The organism is Pseudomonas sp. Marseille-Q0931 (genome assembly GCF_940789645.1).
Lineage (GTDB): Bacteria > Pseudomonadota > Gammaproteobacteria > Pseudomonadales > Pseudomonadaceae > Aquipseudomonas.
On the sequence record NZ_CALNWT010000002.1, the window covers coordinates 85,035 to 106,078 of the forward strand.

General features: G+C 63.7%; 16 protein-coding genes. 10 read left to right on the forward strand and 6 right to left on the reverse strand.

Annotation, left to right across the window (positions count from 1 at the left end; genetic code table 11):
- The first annotated feature begins 116 nt into the window (after positions 1-116).
- The 5 genes from P3C50_RS06785 to P3C50_RS06805 all read left to right on the forward strand — a co-directional run bounded on the left by P3C50_RS06785 (position 117) and on the right by P3C50_RS06805 (position 7,527).
- A complete protein-coding gene (locus P3C50_RS06785; protein ID WP_275545409.1) occupies positions 117-1,640 on the forward strand; it encodes an HDOD domain-containing protein in 1,524 nt (507 codons plus the stop codon).
- A gap of 43 nt (positions 1,641-1,683) precedes the next feature.
- Positions 1,684-2,499: a rhodanese-like domain-containing protein gene (locus tag P3C50_RS06790; protein WP_275545410.1), complete on the forward strand. Its 816-nt coding sequence runs from the start codon at positions 1,684-1,686 to the stop codon at positions 2,497-2,499.
- 65 nt (positions 2,500-2,564) lie between these two features.
- Complete coding sequence (gene asd / locus P3C50_RS06795; RefSeq protein WP_275545411.1) at positions 2,565-3,425, forward strand: archaetidylserine decarboxylase; 861 nt, start codon at positions 2,565-2,567, stop codon at positions 3,423-3,425.
- 166 nt (positions 3,426-3,591) lie between these two features.
- On the forward strand, positions 3,592-5,394 hold the full coding sequence (locus P3C50_RS06800) for a molecular chaperone (protein WP_197857034.1): 1,803 nt from the start codon (positions 3,592-3,594) through the stop codon (positions 5,392-5,394).
- 63 nt (positions 5,395-5,457) lie between these two features.
- Entirely contained in the window at positions 5,458-7,527 is a 2,070-nt protein-coding gene (locus P3C50_RS06805; protein WP_275545412.1) for an EAL domain-containing protein, read from the forward strand.
- Between the two features lie 63 nt (positions 7,528-7,590).
- On the opposite strand, the gene serB is transcribed toward P3C50_RS06805, so the two are convergent.
- Complete coding sequence (gene serB, locus P3C50_RS06810) at positions 7,591-8,805, reverse strand: phosphoserine phosphatase SerB (RefSeq protein ID WP_275545413.1); 1,215 nt, start codon at positions 8,803-8,805, stop codon at positions 7,591-7,593.
- A 174-nt stretch (positions 8,806-8,979) separates the two neighbouring features.
- On the opposite strand from serB, the gene P3C50_RS06815 reads away from it, so the two are divergent.
- The gene (locus P3C50_RS06815) at positions 8,980-10,512 is read left to right on the forward strand and encodes an AhpA/YtjB family protein (RefSeq protein WP_275545414.1); all 1,533 of its coding nucleotides are present in this window, start codon (positions 8,980-8,982) and stop codon (positions 10,510-10,512) included.
- 16 nt (positions 10,513-10,528) lie between these two features.
- Here P3C50_RS06815 and P3C50_RS06820 read toward each other — a convergent pair whose 3' ends face one another.
- The 4 genes from P3C50_RS06820 to P3C50_RS06835 form a co-directional block, all read right to left on the reverse strand.
- On the reverse strand, positions 10,529-11,437 hold the full coding sequence (locus P3C50_RS06820; protein WP_275545415.1) for a metal ABC transporter ATPase: 909 nt from the start codon (positions 11,435-11,437) through the stop codon (positions 10,529-10,531).
- Between the two features lie 142 nt (positions 11,438-11,579).
- Positions 11,580-12,389 carry an aldo/keto reductase gene (locus P3C50_RS06825; RefSeq protein ID WP_197857029.1) on the reverse strand — a complete coding sequence of 270 codons (810 nt, stop codon included), beginning with the start codon at positions 12,387-12,389 and terminating at the stop codon, positions 11,580-11,582.
- Positions 12,386-13,561 (reverse strand): NAD(P)/FAD-dependent oxidoreductase, encoded by a 1,176-nt coding sequence (locus tag P3C50_RS06830; protein ID WP_275545416.1) that lies wholly within the window; start codon positions 13,559-13,561, stop codon positions 12,386-12,388. Before P3C50_RS06830 ends, P3C50_RS06825 begins: the two co-directional genes overlap by 4 nt.
- Before the next feature lie 61 nt (positions 13,562-13,622).
- Positions 13,623-13,955, reverse strand: coding sequence for a DMT family transporter (locus tag P3C50_RS06835; protein WP_197857027.1), 333 nt, complete (start codon positions 13,953-13,955; stop codon positions 13,623-13,625).
- 88 nt (positions 13,956-14,043) lie between these two features.
- On the opposite strand from P3C50_RS06835, the gene P3C50_RS06840 reads away from it, so the two are divergent.
- Together P3C50_RS06840 and waaA are read left to right on the forward strand one after the other, a co-directional pair.
- A complete protein-coding gene (locus P3C50_RS06840) occupies positions 14,044-14,931 on the forward strand; it encodes a LysR family transcriptional regulator (protein ID WP_197857026.1) in 888 nt (295 codons plus the stop codon).
- A gap of 43 nt (positions 14,932-14,974) precedes the next feature.
- Complete coding sequence (gene waaA / locus P3C50_RS06845; RefSeq protein WP_275545417.1) at positions 14,975-16,237, forward strand: lipid IV(A) 3-deoxy-D-manno-octulosonic acid transferase; 1,263 nt, start codon at positions 14,975-14,977, stop codon at positions 16,235-16,237.
- Positions 16,238-16,423: 186 nt separating this feature from the next.
- Here waaA and P3C50_RS06850 read toward each other — a convergent pair whose 3' ends face one another.
- On the reverse strand, positions 16,424-17,866 hold the full coding sequence (locus P3C50_RS06850) for a TolC family outer membrane protein (protein WP_197857024.1): 1,443 nt from the start codon (positions 17,864-17,866) through the stop codon (positions 16,424-16,426).
- 246 nt (positions 17,867-18,112) lie between these two features.
- On the opposite strand from P3C50_RS06850, the gene P3C50_RS06855 reads away from it, so the two are divergent.
- Both P3C50_RS06855 and P3C50_RS06860 read left to right on the forward strand, forming a co-directional pair.
- Positions 18,113-19,240: a glycosyltransferase family 4 protein gene (locus P3C50_RS06855; protein WP_275545418.1), complete on the forward strand. Its 1,128-nt coding sequence runs from the start codon at positions 18,113-18,115 to the stop codon at positions 19,238-19,240.
- 81 nt (positions 19,241-19,321) lie between these two features.
- Positions 19,322-21,040, forward strand: coding sequence for a type I secretion system permease/ATPase (locus tag P3C50_RS06860; RefSeq protein WP_275545419.1), 1,719 nt, complete (start codon positions 19,322-19,324; stop codon positions 21,038-21,040).
- Positions 21,041-21,044 lie beyond the last annotated feature (4 nt).

The window sequence follows — 21,044 nt, forward strand, 5'->3', positions numbered from 1 at the left end:
AGAAACGCTTGCAGAGCCTAGAGGATGGGCTATTAAAAACAGCCCTTCTAATTATCGGAACTTATACGCCAGACTATAGCCAGTTATGGTCAAAAGCCAGTTCGACTCGAGCCAATATGTCGACGCCAAAGTCCCTGCCACGCACTCTAGACGCCTGGGTACAGCATCTGGGCAAGTTGCCGCTGCCAATCGAGCAGCAGCAGCACTTGCGCCTGCGTCGCATCCTGGGTGACAGCCGCAAAACCTGGCGCGAAATCGCCGAGACCATCGAGCTGAGCCCATCCTTCGCCCTGCAGGTCCTGCGCGAAGCCAACCAGTCGGGCAACAGCCTCAGCGATCCGGCCGAAAGCGTCGAAACGGCCCTGTCACGCCTGGGCCTGAGCCGCTGCGAGGCGCTACTCAACCAGGCGCCAGCGCTGCCCGAGGGCGAGATTCCCCAGGCGTTTCGCCAAATCCTGCTGATCAGCCAGCACGCCAGCCAGCAGGCCCGCGGGCTGTTCGGCGCTCGTTTGGCACGGCTGTGGAACGAACTGCATGGCTGCAGCCTGCTGTTTCTCGCACCGATCTGGCCGCTGCTGTGCGCCCACCCGCAATTGCTCGAAGCCTGGGAACAGCGGGTGCTGCTCAAAGGCGAACGACCGGCTGCTGTGGAAAAGGACCTGCTGGGCGTCAGCCTGATCCAGCTATGCCTCAAGCTGGCCGAGCGCTGGCGCCTGCCGGAGTGGATAGTGCGCGGCTATCGCCTGCTGGAGCGTGACCGCCGCCAGTTGGTCAAGGCGTTGCATATCGCCCGCGATAACGAGCATCCGCTGCATCAGCAACAAATGCTCGACGAAGATACGTACCTACGTCACTGGCTCACCCAACCGAGCAATTGCGTGCTGCTGGCCAACGGCCTGGCGGTGTCGGCCCACCATGCCTGGGATACCGCGCACAGCCTGCGCTGGCAGCGTCTTACCGGGCTGTACCTGCAGATTCCCTTGAGCGAGCTGCAGCAGGAAGTGCATCAACATGCCGTCAGCAGCGCCCGCCTGATCCATGACGCCGCGCTCTGGCATCCGGCACAGACATTGATCTGGCCGTGGGACGCCCATCGCCTGAAGCCGGCGGTCACCGCCGCGCCACCGCCCAAGCGTGACGACCTTGCCGCCTGGCGGCAGCATTGCGCGCGCCTGCTGGCCGAGCCCAGCAGCTTCGCCAATGTGCCGCAGTTGACTGCATGCGCCCGCGACGCGTTGCAAGCCTGCGGCCTGAAGCGCGTTCTGCTGATGCTCGCCGATCGTCATCACACTCGCCTGCAGACCCAGCAACACGCGGGCCTCGATGCCAGCGCGGCGAGCCTCAGCCTTGATCCGGCACAAAGCCAGGTCCTGAAACGCCTGCTCAGCGAGCCGGGCCAGCTGCGTATGACCCCTAGCAACATCGCGCAGTTTTCTGCCCTGCTGCCGGGCAACCTCAAGGCCCTGTTCCCCAGCGAACATCTGCTGCTGCGCTCTCTCGCCAGCAATGGTCGAGTGGTGATGCTGATCGTGGCCGACCAGGGCGGCCAGCCGCTCAATGACGTCAGCCTGCAGGCCTTCGCCAAGACCGTGCAGTGCATCGAGCGCGCGCTGGGCTGCTTTTCCAGACGCGGACGCTGAAGAGTCCGCTACAATCGACCTCTTTTCATACGAGGAGGCCGTGATGTCCGCCTTCGACAATCTACCTCTGGTGATCGAACCGGCCGAGCTGGCCGAGCGCCTGGACGCGGCCGACCTGATCCTGCTCGACCTCAGCAGTGCAGCGCGTTACGCCGCCGGCCACATTCCGGGCGCGCGCTGGGTGGATGCCAAGCGTACGCAGTTGGGCCAGCCGCCCGCTCCCGGCCTGCTACCCGCACGCGCGCAACTCGAAGCACTGTTCGCCGATATCGGCCACCGGGCAGAGGCCACCTACGTGGTCTACGACGACGAGGGCGGCCCCTGGGCCGGCCGCTTCATCTGGCTGCTCGATGTGATCGGCCATCAGCATTACCACTTCCTCAACGGCGGCCTGCAGGCCTGGATCGGCGACGGACTCGAGCTGAGCCAGGACGTGCCCGCCGTGGCCCGCAGCGAAGTGACGCTGACCCTGAGCGACGCCCCTACCGCCACCCGCGACTACCTGCAATCACGCCTGAATTCGGCCGACCTGGCCATCTGGGACGTGCGCGGCGCGGACGAATATCGCGGCGAGAAGCTGAGTTCGGCACGTGGCGGGCACATCCCCGGCGCCACCCATTTCGAATGGACTGCAGGCATGGACCCACAGCGCGGCATGCGCATTCGCACGGACATCGCCGAAGTTCTGCAGGGCCTGGGCATCACACCGGACAAGGAAGTGATCACTCACTGCCAGACTCATCGCCGCTCCGGCTTCAGTTACGTGGTGGCTAAGGCGCTCGGATACCCGCGCGTGAAAGCCTACGCTGGCTCCTGGTCCGAATGGGGCAACCTGCCCGATACGCCCATCGAACGCTGAGCCCGCAAACCTTCAATTGCACCCTGCGCCGGCCACAGCGTAGGCAGGAACCTCAAGGAAACACGATGAAACAACGTCTCTTTATCCTCAGCCAGTACCTGCTGCCTCATCACCTGCTGTCGCGCCTGATCGGCTGCGTTGCCGAGTGCCGCATCGGCTGGCTCAAGAATCCGCTGATCTCGTGGTTCGCCAAGCAGTACGAGGTCAATATGAGCGAAGCGCAGAACGAAGACCTGCGGGCCTTCGAGCACTTCAACGCTTTCTTCACCCGCGCCCTGAAGGCAGGCGCGCGCCCGCTGGATGAAACCCCCGGCGCCATTCTCAGCCCGGCCGACGGTGCGATCAGCCAGCTCGGCACCATCGAGCACGGGCGTATCTTCCAGGCCAAGGGCCACAGCTTCAGCACGGTCGAATTGCTTGGTGGCGATGCCGAGCGCGCTGCGCCGTTCATGGGCGGCCAGTTCGCCACCGTGTACCTCTCGCCGAAGGATTACCACCGCGTCCATATGCCGCTGGGTGGCACGCTGAAGGAGATGGTCTACGTTCCGGGCCGCCTGTTCTCGGTCAACCAGACCACCGCGGAGAACGTGCCGGAACTGTTCGCCCGCAACGAGCGCGTGGTCTGCCTGTTCGACACCGAGCGCGGGCCGATGGCCGTGGTACTGGTGGGCGCGATGATCGTCGCCAGCATCGAGACGGTATGGGCCGGCCTGGTCACCCCGCCCAAGCGCGAACTGAAGAGCACGCGTTACGACGCGCCAGCGCGCGGGCCGATCGAACTGGCCAAAGGTGCGGAAATGGGTCGTTTCAAGCTGGGTTCCACGGCCATCGTCCTGTTCGCTCCGAACCAGGTGCAGTGGGCCGAAGAACTCTGCGCTGGCAGCGCCGTGCGCATGGGCCAGTTGCTGGGCAACGCTCAGGGCTGAGCGTCCGGGAAAGGAACCCGCATCTCGACCGTTCGGTCATAGATCCGTACTCTGGCGAGGCAGCCTGTCCAGGCGGACGTGCTGCCAGCACAGGCAGATACTGCTAGAGTTCGAAAGACTATTACTAGAGCCGCTCGTTATTGCGTGGCCGGAGTATCCGAGTTTGATGGACAAACAGAGTACCCACCTTCAACTGTTGCGCGTTCCCACACCGAGCAAGCAAAGCCTCAGCTTCTGCGACGGCAGCCCCCGTGACCTCAAACGCTGGATCGCAGGCCTGCCCAAGGCGAACATCGGTGAAACCGCGCGGCAGTTGTATCAGAGCCTGGTGGAACTCAACCAACTCCTCACCCCCTCGGAAAACCGCCTGCAACTGCTGGAGCTGCTACGCCCTGAAGTGAGCTTCGTCTGCCTGCACCTCGAGCGCCACTTTCTCAACCAGGCCATCGTTCTCGACGAGCGCCCGCGCAAGGTCGCCAACCTGTGCCAGGCGCTGCAGAACCACCTGGCGGTCGGCTACAAGCTGATCATCTCCCGCGTCATCGCACGCAGCGGCAAGGACCGCGACCAACTCCTCGCCATCGCCCTGCAACGCGCCAGTCACAGCCTTTGCAGCCCGCTGGTCCGCGCCAGCCAGCTGTACTGCCCGGTGCCCGAGGGGCTCTGGCTGGAGCTGCACCAGCTGTATCAGATCGCCTGTGAGCAGCGCCTGCAGCGTCAGGTCATCCGTGACCCGCTGGCTCGCCACACCCAGGGCCTTAGCACCGAGCAGACCTACATCACCGCATTGCTGCTGGGCTGCGCGCGCACCAACCAGATGCGCCAGAACGGCATCGCGCGCCTGGCCGAAGCGCTGGAGCCCTGGAGCGCGCTGATCAAGCTGCAGCCCGGCGACCATCCGCACAGCCTGTTCGTGCTGGCACCGCAAGTCGATGGCCCGCCGCGCTACAAGTCGCTGTATCAGAGCAGCGAACTGCATAACCTGCTGGGCATCGACACGCAGCCGCTGGTCGACGCGATCAAGGAATACCTGGAGCTGCCCGAGGGCGAGCGCAGCAAGTCGCGCCTGATGATTCCGGAAGGCATCAGCCTCGACCTGCTGCAACACGTTGCCGCAGCCTGGGGCGACATCGCCGAGCGCACCTTTCAGCGCACGCCGGGCCAGGGCAACCTGACCCTGTGCATCGGCATGACCGCGCTGCATTTCTTCCTCTCCGGCCGTCGCTCCTTCGCTGAGGTGCTCAAGCGCCCTGTGGAAATCGGCGCAGCCGTGTTCAAGCCGTCCACCGGCGAGCCTGACGTCTGGTCGAATGCCTTCGATGCCCAGCGCAGCGCCGCTGACGAGATCCATTTCGAAGAGATTCAGTACACCAAGGTCACCCCTGGCGAACAGGCGCCGCCCGAGAGCAACGGCGAGAATTACCCGACCTTCCCCCTGGCCATCGTCAATCACAGTCCTGGCGGCTATTGCCTGTCCTGGCCCAAGGAGGTTCCCAGCCAACTGCAGGCCGGCGAGCTGCTGGGTGTGCAGGACAGCCCCAGCCAGGGTTGGAGCGTGGCCATCGTGCGCTGGATTCGTCAGGTGCGCGGCGGCGGCACGCAGATGGGCATCGAGCTGATCGCGCCGCATGCACGCCCCTGCGGCCTGCAACTGCTGCGCAAGGGCGAGCAGAGCAGCCAGTTTCTGCGCGCCCTGCTGCTACCGGAAATCAGCGCGATTTCCCGTCCTGCCAGCCTGATCACGCCGCGCCTGCCGTTCCAGGAAGGCAGCAAGGTGCTGATCAACGACCACGGCGAAGAGCACCGCGCGGTGCTTACGCGTAGACAGGTCAGCACCGGCAGCTTCAGTCAGTTCGAATATCACCGCGTGGGCGTTGAAGAGGGCGCAGCCGGGACACCGGTCACAGCCTCGCAAAGCCAGAAGCCTGCCGGGGAGGAAGATTTTGACTCGCTCTGGAAGTCGCTGTAGGCTCCGGCGGACTCACCATTTGTCGCCTTTTCGCGCCCGTTCGGCGCGGTAATGACCTTCTCTATGGCCATCGAAAAAAAAACCATCCGCCTGCTGATTCTCGAAGACTCACAGAACGAAGCAGAGCGCCTGGTCAGTCTGTTTCGCAATGCCGGGCACGCTACGCGCGTGCATCGCCTGACCTCCAGCGACGACCTGGCTGAAACCCTGCAACAGACCTGGGATTTGCTGATCTGCGCGCCGAGCAGCGAGCATCTCGATCCCAGCGAGGCGATCACCGCCATCCGTCGCCAGGCCAAGGACATCCCCGTCATCCAGCTGGTCGAAGACAACGACTCCGAGATCATCACCGAAGCGCTGCTGTTCGGTGCGCAGGACGCCCTCCCGCAAGGCGAGGACGAGCGCCTGGTACTGGTGGCCAAGCGCGAGCTCGCCAACCTGGAAGAACGTCGCGCCCGTCGCGCTGCCGAAGTGGCACTGCGTGAGGCGGAAAAGCGCTGCCAGTTGCTGCTTGATAGTTCTGTGGACGCGATCACCTATGTCCACGACGGCATGCATATCTATGCCAACCGCGCGTACCTTGAGCTGTTCCGCTACGAGGATGGCGAAGAGCTCGAAGGCATGCCGATGATCGACCTGATCGCCTGCGAGGATCACGGCTCGTTCAAGGACTTCCTGAAGAACTACCAGAACGCCGAAGGTCATGCCGAGCTCAGTTGCCAGGGCGTGCGCGCCGACGGCAGCAGCTTCGCCGCGCAGATGAGTTTCTCTCCGGCCAGCTACGATGGCGAGCCGTGCATCCAGGTGGTGATCCGCGCAGAAACCTCCAATGCCGAGCTGGAAGAAAAACTGCGCGAAATCAGCAGTCAGGACCTGGTCACCGGCCTGTTCAACCGCAACCACTTCCTCGAGCTGATGGACAACGCCGCCGAGCGCGCCGTCAGCACCGGCCAACCCTCGACCCTGGCGTATATCCGCGTCGACCGCTACGCCGGCATGCAGGGCGAGATCGGCCTGGCCGGCATCGACCTGCTGCTGACCGACCTGGCCGGCCTGCTGCGCGCGCATTTCCCGGCGGAGACCCAACTGGCCCGTTTCGGTGACGATGTGTTCGCCGTCCTGCTGCCGGGGCAGGCGCCCGAGCAGTGCCAGGCCAGCCTGGCGGCCCTGCTGAAGAAGATCGAGGGCCACCTGTTCGATGTCAGCGGTCGCACCGTGCAGACCACTCTGTCGATCGGCGTGGCGGGGCTCAGCGAGAAAACCGCCAAAGCGCAGGAAGTCATCGATCGCGCGCACCGCTGCGCCGACGAGCTCAGCGACGGCAACGCCATCAAGCTGTTCAACCCGGCCGACGAGCTGGCCGCCGCCGCCAACCGTGGCAACCTGCTGGCGATGGTGCAGCAGGCGCTGGAGAACAACAGCTTCCGCCTGCTGTTCCAGCCGATCATCAGCCTGCGTGGCGACGCCCACGAACACTACGAAGTGCTGCTGCGCCTGCTCAGCCCGCAGGGTGAGGAAGTGCCGCCTGCGCAGTTCCTCGCCGCGGCCAAGGATGCCGGGCTGGGCGAGAAGATCGACCGCTGGGTGATCCTCAACTCGATCAAGCTGCTGGCCGATCATCGCTCCAAAGGCCACAACACCCGACTGTTCGTGCACCTGTCCAGCGCCAGTCTGCAGGATCAGACCCTGCTGCCGTGGCTCAGCGTGGCGCTCAAGGCCGCGCGTCTGCCGTCCGATTCACTGGTATTCCAGTTCAGCGAGCCCGATGCCATCACCTACCTGAAGCAGGCCAAGGTGCTGACCCAGGGCCTGGCTGAACTGCACTGCAAGGTCGCCCTGAGCCAGTTCGGCTGCGCCCTGAATCCGTTCAACACGCTCAAGCACCTGCAGGTGGACTTCGTCAAAGTCGACGGCTCGTTCACCCAGGACCTGAGCAACGCCGACAATCAGGAAGCGCTGAAAACACTGCTCAGCAGCCTGCATGCCCAGGCCAAGCTGACCATCGTGCCCTTCGTCGAAAGCGCCAGCGTGCTGGCCACGCTGTGGCAGGCCGGGGTCAACTTCATCCAGGGCTACTACCTGCAGGGCCCGAGCCAGTCGATGGACTACGACTTCTCGGCCGGCGACGAATAAGATCGCAACAACGAAAAAGCCGCCTGAACAGGCGGCTTTTTCATTTTCGAAAGAACGCGACGCTTATTCCTGCCCCTCGCGATCACGATAGCCCAGCAGATAGAGAATGCCGTCCAATCCCAGGGTGGAGATCGCCTGCTTGGCCGATTGCTTGACCAACGGCTTGGCGCGGAACGCCACACCGAGGCCGGCCAGGCCAAGCATCGGCAGGTCGTTGGCGCCATCGCCGACCGCGATGGTCTGCTCCAGCTGCAGGCCCTCCTTTTGCGCCAGCTCACGCAGCAGATCGGCCTTGCGCTGCGCATCGACGATGGGCTCGACGGCCACCCCGGTGACCTTGCCGTTCTCGATCTGCAGTTCGTTGGCGAACACGTAGTCGATACCCAGCTTGGCCTGCAGTTGCTTGGCGAAATAGCTGAAGCCGCCGGAAAGGATGGCGGTCTTGTAGCCCAGGCGCTTGAGCTCGGCGAACAGCACCTCGGCACCTTCGGTCAGGCGCAGGGAGGCACCGATCTCTTCCAGCACATCCTCCGACAGGCCCTGCAGCAAGCCCAGGCGTTCCTTGAAGCTGGCGCGGAAGTCCAGCTCGCCGCGCATGGCCCGCTCGGTGATTTCGATCACCTGTTCACCGACACCGGCGGCCTTGGCCAGCTCGTCGATCACCTCGGCCTCGATCAGCGTCGAGTCCATGTCGAACACCGCCAGACGGCGATTGCGGCGGAACACCGAGTCGCGCTGGAAAGCGATGTCGACGTTGAGCTCCTGCGCCACGCTGAGGAACTCGGCGCGCAGCGCAACAGGGTCGGCCGGCTCGCCACGCACGGAAAACTCGATGCAGCCCTTGCCCTGCTCGGCCGGCATGTCGAGCGGCATACGCCCGGAAAGACGGTCGATATGATCGATATTCAAGCCGTACTTGGCGGTGATGGCGCTGACCCGCTGCAACTGCTCGGCACTGACCTTGCGCGTCAGCAGGGTGACGATATGGCGGGCCTTGCCCTGGCCGCTCACCCACTGGCGGTAGTCGTCTTCGGAAACCGGGGTGAAGCGCACCTGCTGGTCCAGCTCGTAGGCGGTGAACAGCAGGTCCTTGAGCACGGACTGGGAGCGGCCGTTATCCGGAATCTCGATGAGGATGCCGAACGACAGGGTGTCATGGATCACCGCCTGACCGATATCGAGGATGTTCACCCCGCCCTGGGCCAGCACACCGGTGATGGCTGCGGTAAGTCCGGGGCGATCTTCGCCGGTGATGTTGATCAGGACGATTTCGCGCAAGACGCACTCTCCAGGGCAAACGATTGAGGCAGGCAGGCGGCGAATTGACCACCGACCGACGAAAAGGCGCACATTCTACCCAGTTTCCCGTCGATCCGGGCAGCCATGCGCTTTGCCCGCTCCAGGCCGCTCGCTATACTGCGCGGCAACTTCAGTCGACAAGAGCCGTGCTCTGTGAACCGGCCCGCGCCCGTCAAACCCGACAATTTCTTCATCATGATCTTCCACGCGCTGCGTCAGCGGCGGGTGCCCCTGGTGCTGCGCATCGCCAGCCACAGCCTGTTGCTGGTGGCGTTGGCGATGGTCATCTATGCCTGGGTCATGGGCATGCAGTTCAAGCAGGCCATGCAGCAGCAGGCCGATGCCCTGGGCCAGGCGCTGATCACCCAGACGGCGGCCTCGGCCACCGAACTGCTGGTGTCCAACGACATCCTCAGTCTCAACGTGCTGCTCAGTAATCTGGCGAAGAACCCGTTGGTTGCCCATGCCGCCATCTACAGTGTGGACAGTCGCATCCTCGCCGAAGCCGGCCCGCGCCCGACACGCAGCGTGCTGGGCGAGACCGAGGGCCTGTATTCCACCTCCATCACCTTTCAGGAAGTGATGGCCGGGCAGCTGCGCATCAGCCTGGACATGAGCCAGTTCCAGCAGCCGATGACCATCAGCCTGCAGAGCATGGGCATTCTCAGCCTGATCCTCCTGGCGCTGACGCTGTCGCTGAGCATGCGCCTGGGCCGGCATATTTCCACGCCATTGCTGCAAATGCGCCTGTGGTTGCGCGACCCTGACGATCCTGCACCCGGCGCAGGGCGCAATGACGAGATCGGTGACCTGGCGCGCCAGCTGCAGGCACGCCTGGTGCCGGAAAAGCCCGAACCCGAGCCGGAGCTGGATGACGAGCCGCTGCTCGACGATGTCGAGGACTACCTTGCGGAAGAGGATGACGAACGCGTCGACGTGCCGCAGAAACGCAGCACCGAGCATGAGTTCGATGAGACCGACCTGCATGAAGAGGATGATGAACAGCTCAAGCCCTGGCCAGACTCGATAGAGCCCGACGATCCCTTTGCCGACCTGCGCGATGACTCAGAACCTGCAGAGCCCGCACCGGCGGCCAAGGCCCCACGACAATCGCAGGCCAGCGCCGTGCTGGCCATTCAGCTCGGCGCCCAGGAACAACTGCGCCGCCTGCCGCGCACGCGCCTGCTGGATCTGCTGGATCGTTATCGAGGTTGCCTGGAACAGGCCGCCGCGCTGTATCAGGGGCAACTGCATACTCTCAAGGACGGCAGCAGCCTGATGCTGTTCCACGAGCGCGAGTGCGGCGAAGACTACCTGACCCATGCCATCTGCTGCGGCGAGCTGATGCGCGCCCTGGGCCACGCCCTGCAGATCGAAGTCGCCGACAGCGGTATCACCCTGCAACTGCAGTTGGGCCTGACCCTGGGCAGCGATCTGGAAGAACTGGGCCAGGCCGAACTGCTGCTTAGCGACAGCGCCCTGGACGCGCTGGCATTGTCACAGCACAGCCGCAACCTGCTGCTGGTGGAGCAACGCGTCGCGCAGGATGCCCTGGCGCGCCAGCGCGCGCGCATCCGTCCGATCGCCAGCCCGGAAGGTGCCAGCTGCGTGGAGCGCCTGCTCGACCCTTATCCGGCGCTGCTGGAACGGCAACTGACGCGCATGCACGACAGCCGGGCGCATTGACGCCCGGCTTTATCGATTAGGCGCTGGCCAGCGCCCGCCGCTGCGGCATCTTGACGCCGTAACGCAGCAGCCAGTCCTTCCAGCGAACCCGCTCGTCACGCACCAGCCAGCCATCCTGCTCGGCGAAGCTTTCCGACAGCCACACCCCGCGAGTGCTGGCCGCCTGCAGCCCCCCCTTACGCAAGGTGAACAAGCCGCCACTGGGCGCGCCCCGGTGCAGCGCCAGCAGGTAGATATCCGGTCGCCGGCGCTCCAGGCGCGCCACCAGGCGGCCATCCTCCAGGCACTCATCGACGTGGAACAGGCTCAACTGACGGGCATCGCGCGGCAGCTCCAGGCTCAGGTCGTAGACCAGTTGCAGGGATGCTGTCGGCACATGCACGTAAGCGCGCGGGCGCTCCAGCAAGGTCAGGTTGCCGCATTGCACCGGGCGCGCCGCGCCGGACAGCGGGCTGAGGCGAAAATGGCTGGCTTGCCGGTAACGCAGGGCCCCCTGATAGGGCGTCGGCAGCCAGGTATCGCCGAAGCGCCCGGCCAGCCAGCCATCGGCGCTTTCCAGTAGGCATTCCTCGGCCACCTCCTGAATGGCGGTGAGCAGCGGCAGGTTGAGTTCATGGGCCGGCACGTAGCCGGAAATCAGTTTGAGTACGGTATCGCCGCGATCAGGGCGGCGCTGGCGCACCAGCAACCAGTAATCACGTCCCTGCAGGCGCAGAGTCAGGCGCACCGACACGCCGAGGTTGGCCAGTTCCACGGAAAAGTGCGCGCTGTCGGCCACTTCGAGCGGCCTGCGCCGTTCGAGCATCTGCTGGAAGTTCAGCGGCTGTCCCAGGCTCCGGTAGCTCAGCCCGTCCGGGCTGGCTTCGACGAACAGCGGCAGGGTCTTGAAGTTACTCGGGTCCTTGCGGATCAGCGTACGCGCCATCTCGACTCCTTGTTCCGTCTGGGCGTGAACCGGCTCGGCGGCCAGCGCTCACGCGAGGTCAGGTTGAGCGAAAACCGTTCAAGGCTGCCCCAAGCCGGCCACCCAACACAACCCAAGGCTGTAAGAGGACGTGACCGCAGCCTCAGCCAAGGCCCTGCAGGACATCCGCCACGGTCGCCACATTGGCCGCCAGGTGGGCAGGTGTAATGGTGCCGACGATGGCGCTGCTGACACCCGGGTGCGCGAAGATCAGCTCGAAGCTGGCGCGCACCGGGTCGACACCCTCGGCCAGGCAGGCGTGGCCGCTGGCCAGCGCCTTCTTGATCAGAATGCCCTTGGCGTGACTGGCAGCGTAGTCCAATACGGGTTTTTCGCCCTGCTCGCCGAGGTTATAGGTGACCATGGCGCAGTCGCCCTGCTCCAGCGCCAGCAACCCGCCTTCGACGGTCTTGCCGGAAATGCCGTATGCGAGAATCTTGCCTTCGCGCTTGAGCTCGGCCAGCGTCTCGTAAACGCCGGTATCTTGCAGCACCCTCAGGTCATTGCCGTCGGAATGCACCAGCAGCAGGTCGATGCGGTCGGTGTGCAGACGCTTGAGGCTGCGCTCCACGGACAGCCGCGTGTGCGCCGGGGAGAAATCGAAATGCGACTGGCCTTGCTCGAACTCTTCGCCCGTCTTGCTGACGATCACCCATTCATCGCGCTGGCCACGCAACAGCGGGCCGAGGCGCTGTTCGCTGACGCCATAGGCCGGCGCGGTATCGATCAGATTGATGCCCAGCTCGCGCGCCTGATTCAGCAGGGCACGGGCCTGGGCGTCGTCGGGAATTGTGAAGCCGTTGGGGTACTTTACACCCTGGTCGCGGCCGAGCTTGACCGTGCCCAGGCCCAGCGGCGAAACCCGCAATCCGGTGGAGCCCAGCGGGCGATGCAAATCGTGCAACGTGCTCATGGCAGCAGCGCCTCCCATACCGGCTGGCCCAGCGGCGGACGCGGCAGTTCGGGCAACGGCGCATGAGCCGCCGGCTGCACATGCTCGCGCTGCAGCGTGGCCAGCACGCGATCGGCGAAGTCCGGCGCCAGCGCCAGCTTGGTTGGCCAGCCGACCAACAGGCGATGCTGTTCGGCGAGAAAGGCGTTGTCCGGCCGCACCAGGCCCGACTGCGCGGGTTCGGCGCGATCCACACGCAGCGTGGCCCAGCGCGTCTGGCTCTGGTCGACCCACGGCAGCAACGCTGCCATTTCCTTCTGCGCGGCCTGGATCTGCGCCGCCTCGTCGCGGGCGACGCCATCGGCTTCGGCCAGATCGCCGCCCAGATACCAGACCCACTGGCCATCGGCCGCCGGATGAGTGGTCACGGTCACCCGCGGCTTGGGCCCGCCGCCGAGACAGTGAGCGTACAGCGGCTTCAGCGCCGGCCCCTTGGCCAGCACCATATGCAAGGGACGCAACTGCTGCGCCGGCTGCTCGATACCCAACGCTGCGAGCAGCTCGGCGTTACCGGCGCCGGCACTGAGCACCACGCGCTGTGCGCGAATCTCGCGGCCATCGACGATCAGCCCGCGCAGTTCGCCGTTTTCCTGAAGCGGCTCGATACGCTCGGCAGCCAGCAGGCCGTCGCCAGCCAGTTCGGCCAGACGGGCGATCAGGCTCGGCACATCGAGCACCAGCTCGGCCAGACGATAGACCTTGCCCTTGAACTTCGGATGCTGCAGCGCTGGCGGCAATTGCTCGCCCTTGACCTGATCGACCCGGCCGCGCACCGCCTTGCTGGCGAAGAAACTGGTCAGGTTGCCGGCCAGGGTGCCGGGCGACCACAGGTAGTGGGCATCGGAAAGAATGCGCACGCCGGAGAGGTCCAGCTCACCATTGCCCGCCAGCGCCTCGCGCCAGCGGCGCGGCATGTCGGCGATGGCCTCGGAGGCGCCGGTCAGCGCGCCATGCAGGGCATACTTGGCACCGCCATGGATGATGCCTTGCGATTTCAGACTCTGCCCGCCGCCCAGGCTGCCGCGCTCCACCAAAATGCTGGCAAAGCCCTGCTGACGCAGGCGAGCGTTGAGCCAGAGGCCGGCGATACCGCCACCAACGATCAGGACATCGGTGCTGAGAGACTGGGACATGAACGGGCCTCGGCGAAAACAGGCGCGCAGTATAACGCGTCAGCCGCCCGCCCCGCGGCCATCAATGCCCGGTCGATTGCGAGAACAGCTGGATCACCACCACGCCACTGACGATCAGTCCCATGCCCAGTACGGCTGGCAGGTCGAGCTTCTGCTGGTAGATGAACATCGCGGCGACGCTGACCAATACGATGCCCAAGCCCGCCCAGATGGCGTAGGCGATGCCCACCGGAATGGTGCGCACCACCAGTGTCAACATCCAGAACGCGATGCCGTACCCGCCCACCACCAGCAGCAGCGGCAGGGGTTTGTTGAAGCCATCGATCGCCTTCATCGAGGTGGTGGCGACCACCTCGGCCGCGATGGCGATGGCGAGGTAGAGGTATCCGGGCATGATGGCGGCTCCTGAACAATGGTCGCCATTCTAGATTCTTCAACGATGGGATAAAGTCATTACCTATCTGTTTCTGAGATAGGTCGCCATGAACTGGAATCTCGATCAGCTGCACCTGTTCGTACGCACCGCCGAATGCCGCTCCTTTTCTGCCGTGGCTCGTGAAACCGGGCGTGCGCAGTCTGCGGTCAGCACCGCCATCGCCCTGCTGGAAAGCGATCTCGGCGTTACCCTCTTCGAGCGCAGCAGCGGGCGCCAGCCGCAATTGACCGAAGCCGGCAAGGCCCTGTTGGAACAGGCGCGCAGCGTGCTGCAGCAATGCGAACGGCTCGACGGCCGTGCGCTGGGCCTGGCCCGAGGCGAAGAGGCGCGTCTACGCCTGGCGCAGGATGAGGCCATGCCCTACCAGCCGGTGCTGGCCAGCCTGGAGGCGCTCGCCGCAGCCTTCCCCTTGCTGGAGGTCCAGCTTTCCAGCGGCGCGCAGGGCGACGTGGCGCGCAAGCTACTGCAACACCAGGCGGATCTGGGCCTGTTGTTCCATCACGAACAGATGCCGAGAGAACTCGAGAGCCAACGCCTAGGCACCATCGAAATGGTCACGGTGTGCAGCCCGAATCATCCGCTAGCTGGACTCGCCAGTGTCGAACGCCGCGACCTGGCCGAACACCGCCAATTGCTGATGACGCCGCAGGACAGTCACTACCCCGGTGGCGAGCAGATCAGCCCGCTGGTGTGGCGCGCCGACAGCTTCTACGTCATGGCCGAGCTGGTGATTCGCGGCGTTGGCTGGGCCTGGCTGCCGCGCCACGTGGCGCAATATCCGACGTACCAGGGCCACCTGCAGGAACTGCGCAGCGACTGGGCGCCACTACCGCTGGTGGTGGAGCTGGTCACCCGACGCGATGGCGCGCTTGGCCCCGCGGCCAACTGGCTGGCCGATTGCCTGGCACGCGAACTGTTGCGTCCGCAGGCATGACTGCCCTTCCAGCGCATCGCCGGCGGCGATAAGCTGCGCGCCCATGAACAGACTCCTCTACACCCTGCTGCTGCACCTGGCCCTGCCCCTGATCGCCCTGCGCCTCGCGCTGCGCGCACGCAAGGCACCGGCCTACGCTCGGCGTATCAACGAACGCTTCTCCCTCGGCCTGCCGGCAATGAAACCAGGCGGCATCTGGGTGCACGCGGTATCGGTGGGCGAAAGCATCGCCGCCGCGCCGATGATCCGCGCGCTGCAGGCGCGCCATCCCGACCTACCGATCACCGTTACCTGCATGACGCCGACCGGCTCCGAGCGCATCCAGGCGCTGTTCGGCGACAGCGTGCAGCACTGCTATCTGCCGTACGACCTGCCCTGGGCCGCCGCACGTTTTCTCGACCGCGTACAACCACGCCTGGCCGTGGTGATGGAAACCGAGCTGTGGCCGAACCATATTCACCAGTGCGCCAAACGCGGTATCCCGGTGACCCTGGCCAACGCACGCCTGTCCGAGCGCTCGGCACGTGGCTATGCGCGCTTTGGCAAACTCACCGCGCCGATGCTTGCTGAGCTGTCGCTGATCGCCGTGCAGACTCGGACCGAGGCGCAGCGCTTTCTCGCCCTGGGGGCTCGCCCTGGCTGCGTGGAAGTGACCGGCTCGATCAAGTTCGACTTGAAGATCGATGCCGAACTACCACAGCAGGCGGCTGAACTGCGCCGCCAGTGGCACGCCGAGCAGCGCCCGGTGTGGATCGCTGCCAGCACCCACGCAGGTGAGGACGAGATCATCCTCGCCGCCCACCGTCAGTTGTTTAAGGCCCGAGCGGACGCGCTGCTGATCCTGGTGCCACGTCACCCGGAGCGCTTCAATGCCGTGCATGATTTGTGCCTGAGCCAAGGCCTGACGACTCGACGTCGCTCCACCGGCGAAGCGGTCCAGCCTGGTGATCAGGTGCTGCTGGGCGACACCATGGGCGAGCTGCTGTTTCTCTATGCCCTGGCGGACATCGCCTTCGTCGGCGGCAGCCTGGTGGCCAACGGCGGCCACAACCTGCTGGAGCCGGCAGCCCTGGGCAAACCCGTGTTGAGCGGCCCGCACCTGTTCAACTTTCTGGAAATCGCTGCGCAGCTGCGCGAGGCCGGCGCCCTGAGCGAGGTGGAAAACGCCGAGCAACTGGCAGGCAGGATCGTGACGCTGCTGGGCGAGCCTGGCGAGATGCAGCGTATGAGCCACGGCCTGAACGTGCTCAAGGCCAACCAGGGCGCGCTGGAGCGACTACTGGATGGGTTGCAACATCTTCTGTAGCCGGATGCAATCCGGGTTACGACTGTCAATCGGTAGGGTGGGCTTCAGCCCACCACAGCAAGACTGGCCGCAGTTGGTAGGCTGAAGCGGATCGCGCCCGGCCCACCCTACGCTCTGTCGGATACGCCACCACGCTTAAAAGCAAAAGCCCGACTCGCGTCGGGCTTTTTCGTCCCAGCAAATGGCTCAAAAATCCGGATTGCCTTGCAGACGCTCCTCGGCGGCAGAGGCCAGGTCCGGCGGCAGGAAATCCTTGTCCGGGTTGTAGTCCGGCTTGAGGAAGCTGCCCAGCGCCTCCAGGTCGGCTGGGCTGAGGGTGCCGGCCGCCTGCTTGAGGCGCAGGTTGTTGAGGATGTAGTCGTAACGCGCGTTGTTGTAGTTGCGCACCGCACTGTATAGCTGGCGCTGAGCATCAAGCACATCGACGATGTTGCGGGTGCCAACCTGATAGCCGATCTCGGTGGCCTCCAGCGCACTCTGGTTGGAGATGATCGACTGGCGACGCGCCTGCACGGTTTCCACATCGGTATTCACCGCGCGGAACAGATTGCGGGTGTTCTGCACCACCTGGCGGCGCAGGCTTTCGCGCAGTTGCTCGGTCTGGCCGAGGCGCTGGTAGGCCTCGCGCACCTGCGAGCTGGTCAGGCCGCCACTGTAGATCGGGATGTTCAGTTGCAGGCCGATGGAGCGCTGCGAGACGTCTCCACTATAGCCTGGCGACAGCGGCGAACCGGAGTTGCTGAAGCCCAAACTGTCGTTGTCACCCTTCTGGTAGCTGGCGACCGCGTCCAGGGTTGGCGCATGGCCGGCCTTGCGCTGGCGCAGGTTTTCTTCCGCGGCCGTCACGGCATACAGACTGGCCTGCAGGTTGAGGTTCTGCGCAGCAGCGGTATCGACCCAGGACTTGGCATCGTTCGGCGTCGGCGCCAGCACCGGCAGGGTGTGGACGATGCCTTCGACCGCCACGTAATCACGATTGGTCAGCGTCACCAGGGCTTCGAAGGCATCATCCACCGCGCGGTCGGCGAGCAGGCGATTGGCACGGGCAGTGTCGAAGCCGGCCTGCGCCTCGAGCACATCGGTTTTGTCGGACAGGCCGACATCGAAACGCTCGTTGGCCTGGTCCAGCTGGCGTTTGAATGCCGCCTCCTCGGCCCTGGTCGAGGCCAGGGTATCCTGAGCGCGCAGCACCTCGAAGTAAGTCTCTGCACTCTGCAGGATCAGGTTCTGCTCGGTAGCCGACAGCTCCAGCGCAGCCTGCTCGCTGGTGGCCTCGGCCGCCTGCAGCTGGAACCAGCGGTCGGCGCGAAACAGCGGCTGGCTTAGGTTGGCCTGGTAGACCAGGCCGCTACGCGACAGGGTAGCGTTGGGCGAATCGACTTCGGTGCGCGTGTCACCGTAGTTGGCGCCGGCAGACAGGTTGGGCAACAAGCCGGCACGTGCCTGCGGCACGACTTCGCGGCGGGCCTGATAGTCGGCACGCGCGGCGGCGATATCGGCATTGTTGTTCGCCGCTTCCTGATAAACGGTGACCAGGTCGGTCTTGCTCGACAGCGGGGCCTCTGCGGCCTGAACCAGGCCCACCGAAGCGGCGGCCACGGCGATTGCCAGGGAAAGTCTGCGCAACATGATGGATGTCGATCCTTGAATAGGCGGTAATCGGCAAGGCTACGGGGCGCCACTGACGAGGGTCAAGCGCGCCGCAAGCGGCATAAGTCTAGTCTGCGGCAAGCTATGTTGCTCATGCGCAACAATTCTTGCGTTGGGCTTGCCGAAATCAGCAGAACACTGGCCATGCTGTTCAATGGGCATCATTGAAGTTGCGATGCCTTTGCTGGAAACTGCGCGCCCCTTGGTTATTTGCCTGGCCGTTCGATGCGCGTTCTACATTTTTTCAAAACCTACCTTCCAGACACCACTGGCGGGATCGAACAGGTCATTTTTCAGTTATGCGAGCAGGCTCGAGCCAATGACGTCCAAGCGCAAGTTCTGACACTGAGTCCCGAGCCGACTCCAGAGACAATCAACGTCGAACATCATCAGGTCACACGGGCCAGACAAAATATCCAGATCGCCTCCACCGGCTTCTCATTGGACGTTTTCAAGCGCTTCAGTGCCATGGCCCGCGAGTCGGATGTCATCCATTTTCATTTTCCCTGGCCAATGATGGATCTCGTACATTTCTGTACGCGACATGGCCGCCCCAGCGTGGTCAGCTACCATTCGGACATCGTTCGTCAACAATCCTTACTCAAGCTGTATCGCCCGCTGATGAATCGTTTTCTAGGCAGCGTACAGCGCATCATGGTTGCGTCCCCCAATTACCAGCAAAGCAGTGAAGTTCTGCGCCACTTCTCTGACAAGACGGTGGTCGTTCCTTATGGGCTGGATGCAAGCGCTTACCCGCAAGCGTCAACCGAACGTCTGGATTACTGGCGAAAGCGCGTTGGAGAGGCTTTTTTTCTGTTTGTCGGCGTTTTGCGCTACTACAAAGGGCTTTCAAGCCTGCTGGATGCGCTGCAAGGGACCAACTTCCCGTTAGTTGTCATAGGTAACGGCCCTGAAGAAAGCGCACTGAAAGAGCAGGCTGCTCGCCTGCAGCTGCAGAACGTCGTTTTTCTAGGCCGCCTTGATGATGAGGACAAGGTTTGCCTGCTACAGCTCTCCCTCGCACTGGTATTCCCATCCCACCTTCGATCAGAAGCATTCGGCATTTCGCTGCTGGAAGCCTCCATGCTGGGCAAGCCGATGATCAGTTGTGAAATTGGCAGCGGAACCACCTATGTCAATCATCACGAAGTCACCGGGCTGGTCGTCCCTCCCGCGTCGCCGCAGGCCCTTCGAGCAGCAATGCAGCGCCTCTGGACTGACAGGGTAGAATGCATGCGTTTCGGTGCTGAGGCTCGCTTGCGTTTCGAGCAATTGTTCACCGCCGACCGCATGTGGCGAAACACCCTCGCCGTCTATAACGAGGCTATTGACGTGGCTCAACGGGGAGCCTGACCACTGAGGGCCAACGGTCTCCCTGCGCCTGCGCATTAGTGCTAGAATCCGCCGCTTTTAAGTCTCGGCAGTATTGATACGATGCAACAGGTTAAAGAAAACAGCCTCAAGGTTGCTCTCAAGGCGTGCAAGGGCAGCTTTATCTCCGTTGGCGTTTTCAGTTTCTTCGTCAATGCCTTGATGCTTGTGCCCTCGTTCTACATGCTTCAGGTCTATGGCCGAGTAGTCACCAGTGGGAGCATTTCCACGCTGGTCATGCTCACCCTCATCATGGCTGTACTGATGATGACCATGGGGTCACTCGAATGGGCGCGTTCACGAGTGATGGTACGCGTCAGCACCAAGCTTGATGTCATGCTCAGCCGCCAGGTTTATCGCGCAAGCTTCAAGCGCGCCCTGGACAGCGGTGGCATGGACGCGTCTGCTCAGCCTCTCAATGACCTCACCGGACTGCGGCAGTTTCTTACCAGCAATGGCTTGTTCGCGTTCTTCGATGCCCCATGGCTGCCGATATACATTGGCGTAATGTTCCTCTTCCATCCCTGGTTCGGCTGGCTGGCCATCGCCAGTGCGATCATCTTGCTCCTGTTGGCCGTTGCGAACGAAAAACTGACCGGCAAGGCGCTGGCCGAGGCCAACAAACAGAATATTGCTGCCAGCCTCTACACCACCAAAAATCTTCGCAACGCCGAAGTGATCGAGTCCATGGGGATGCTCGAAACCCTCATGGCCAAATGGGCACAGCGTCAAAAGAAGGTTTTGCTGCTCCAGTCCCTGGCCAGCGACAGCGGTGGCACCGTCAGCTCCATATCCAAGACGTTCCGCACGTTCGTTCAGTCTCTGGTGCTGGGGCTTGGCGCCTACCTGGCGGTCAAGCACGAATTGAATCCAGGGCTGATGATCGCAGGGTCGATCCTGCTCGGGCGTGCCCTCGCCCCCATCGACATGATCATTGGCAGTTGGAAGGGCTTCACCAGTGCCCGCTCGCAATACGCCCGCCTCAACGACATTCTGGACGAGCAACTGGCCGAGCCTGAACGCATGAGCCTGCCTGCGCCAAAAGGTGAGGTACGCGTTGAAAACCTCATCATCAGTGCCCCGGGAAGCAAGGCCCCAATCATCCGCAACGTGAGCTTTGCTGCCGCGGCTGGTTCGATCGTGGGCGTAATCGGCCCTAGCGCCTCCGGCAAGTCCACGCTGGCCCGCGCCCTTCTCGGCGTATGGGCGCCTCAGCACGGCGTAGTGCGGCTTGACGGTGCCGACGTCAATGCCTGGGACAAGCACGAACTAGGTCCGCATGTCGGCTACCTGCCGCAGGATATCGAGCTGTTCGAAGGCTCCATCGGCGACAACATCGCGAGATTCGGTGATCTCGATGCAGGCAAGGTTGTAGAGGCAGCGCGCATCGCGGGCGTTCATGAAATGATCCTGCAACTGCCGGACGGCTACGACACGGTAATTGGTGCCGACGGGGTCAACCTCTCTGGCGGGCAGCGGCAGCGCATCGGCCTGGCCCGCGCTCTTTACGGCGATCCTCGACTGATCGTGCTGGACGAGCCCAACTCCAACCTTGACGAGGTAGGCGAGCGCGCGCTCGCTGCGGCCCTCAAGATACTCAAAGCGCGTGGCGCCACTGTCTTCGTGATCACTCATCGAACCAGCATCCTGGACCAACTGGAACGTCTGCTGGTGCTGCGTGACGGTGCCATAGCGCTCTATGGCCCGCGCGAGCTGGTAGTAGCCGAATTGAACAAGCAACAAAATGCCCAGGCTGCCAAGCCTGCTGCAATCAACCGCTGAATCG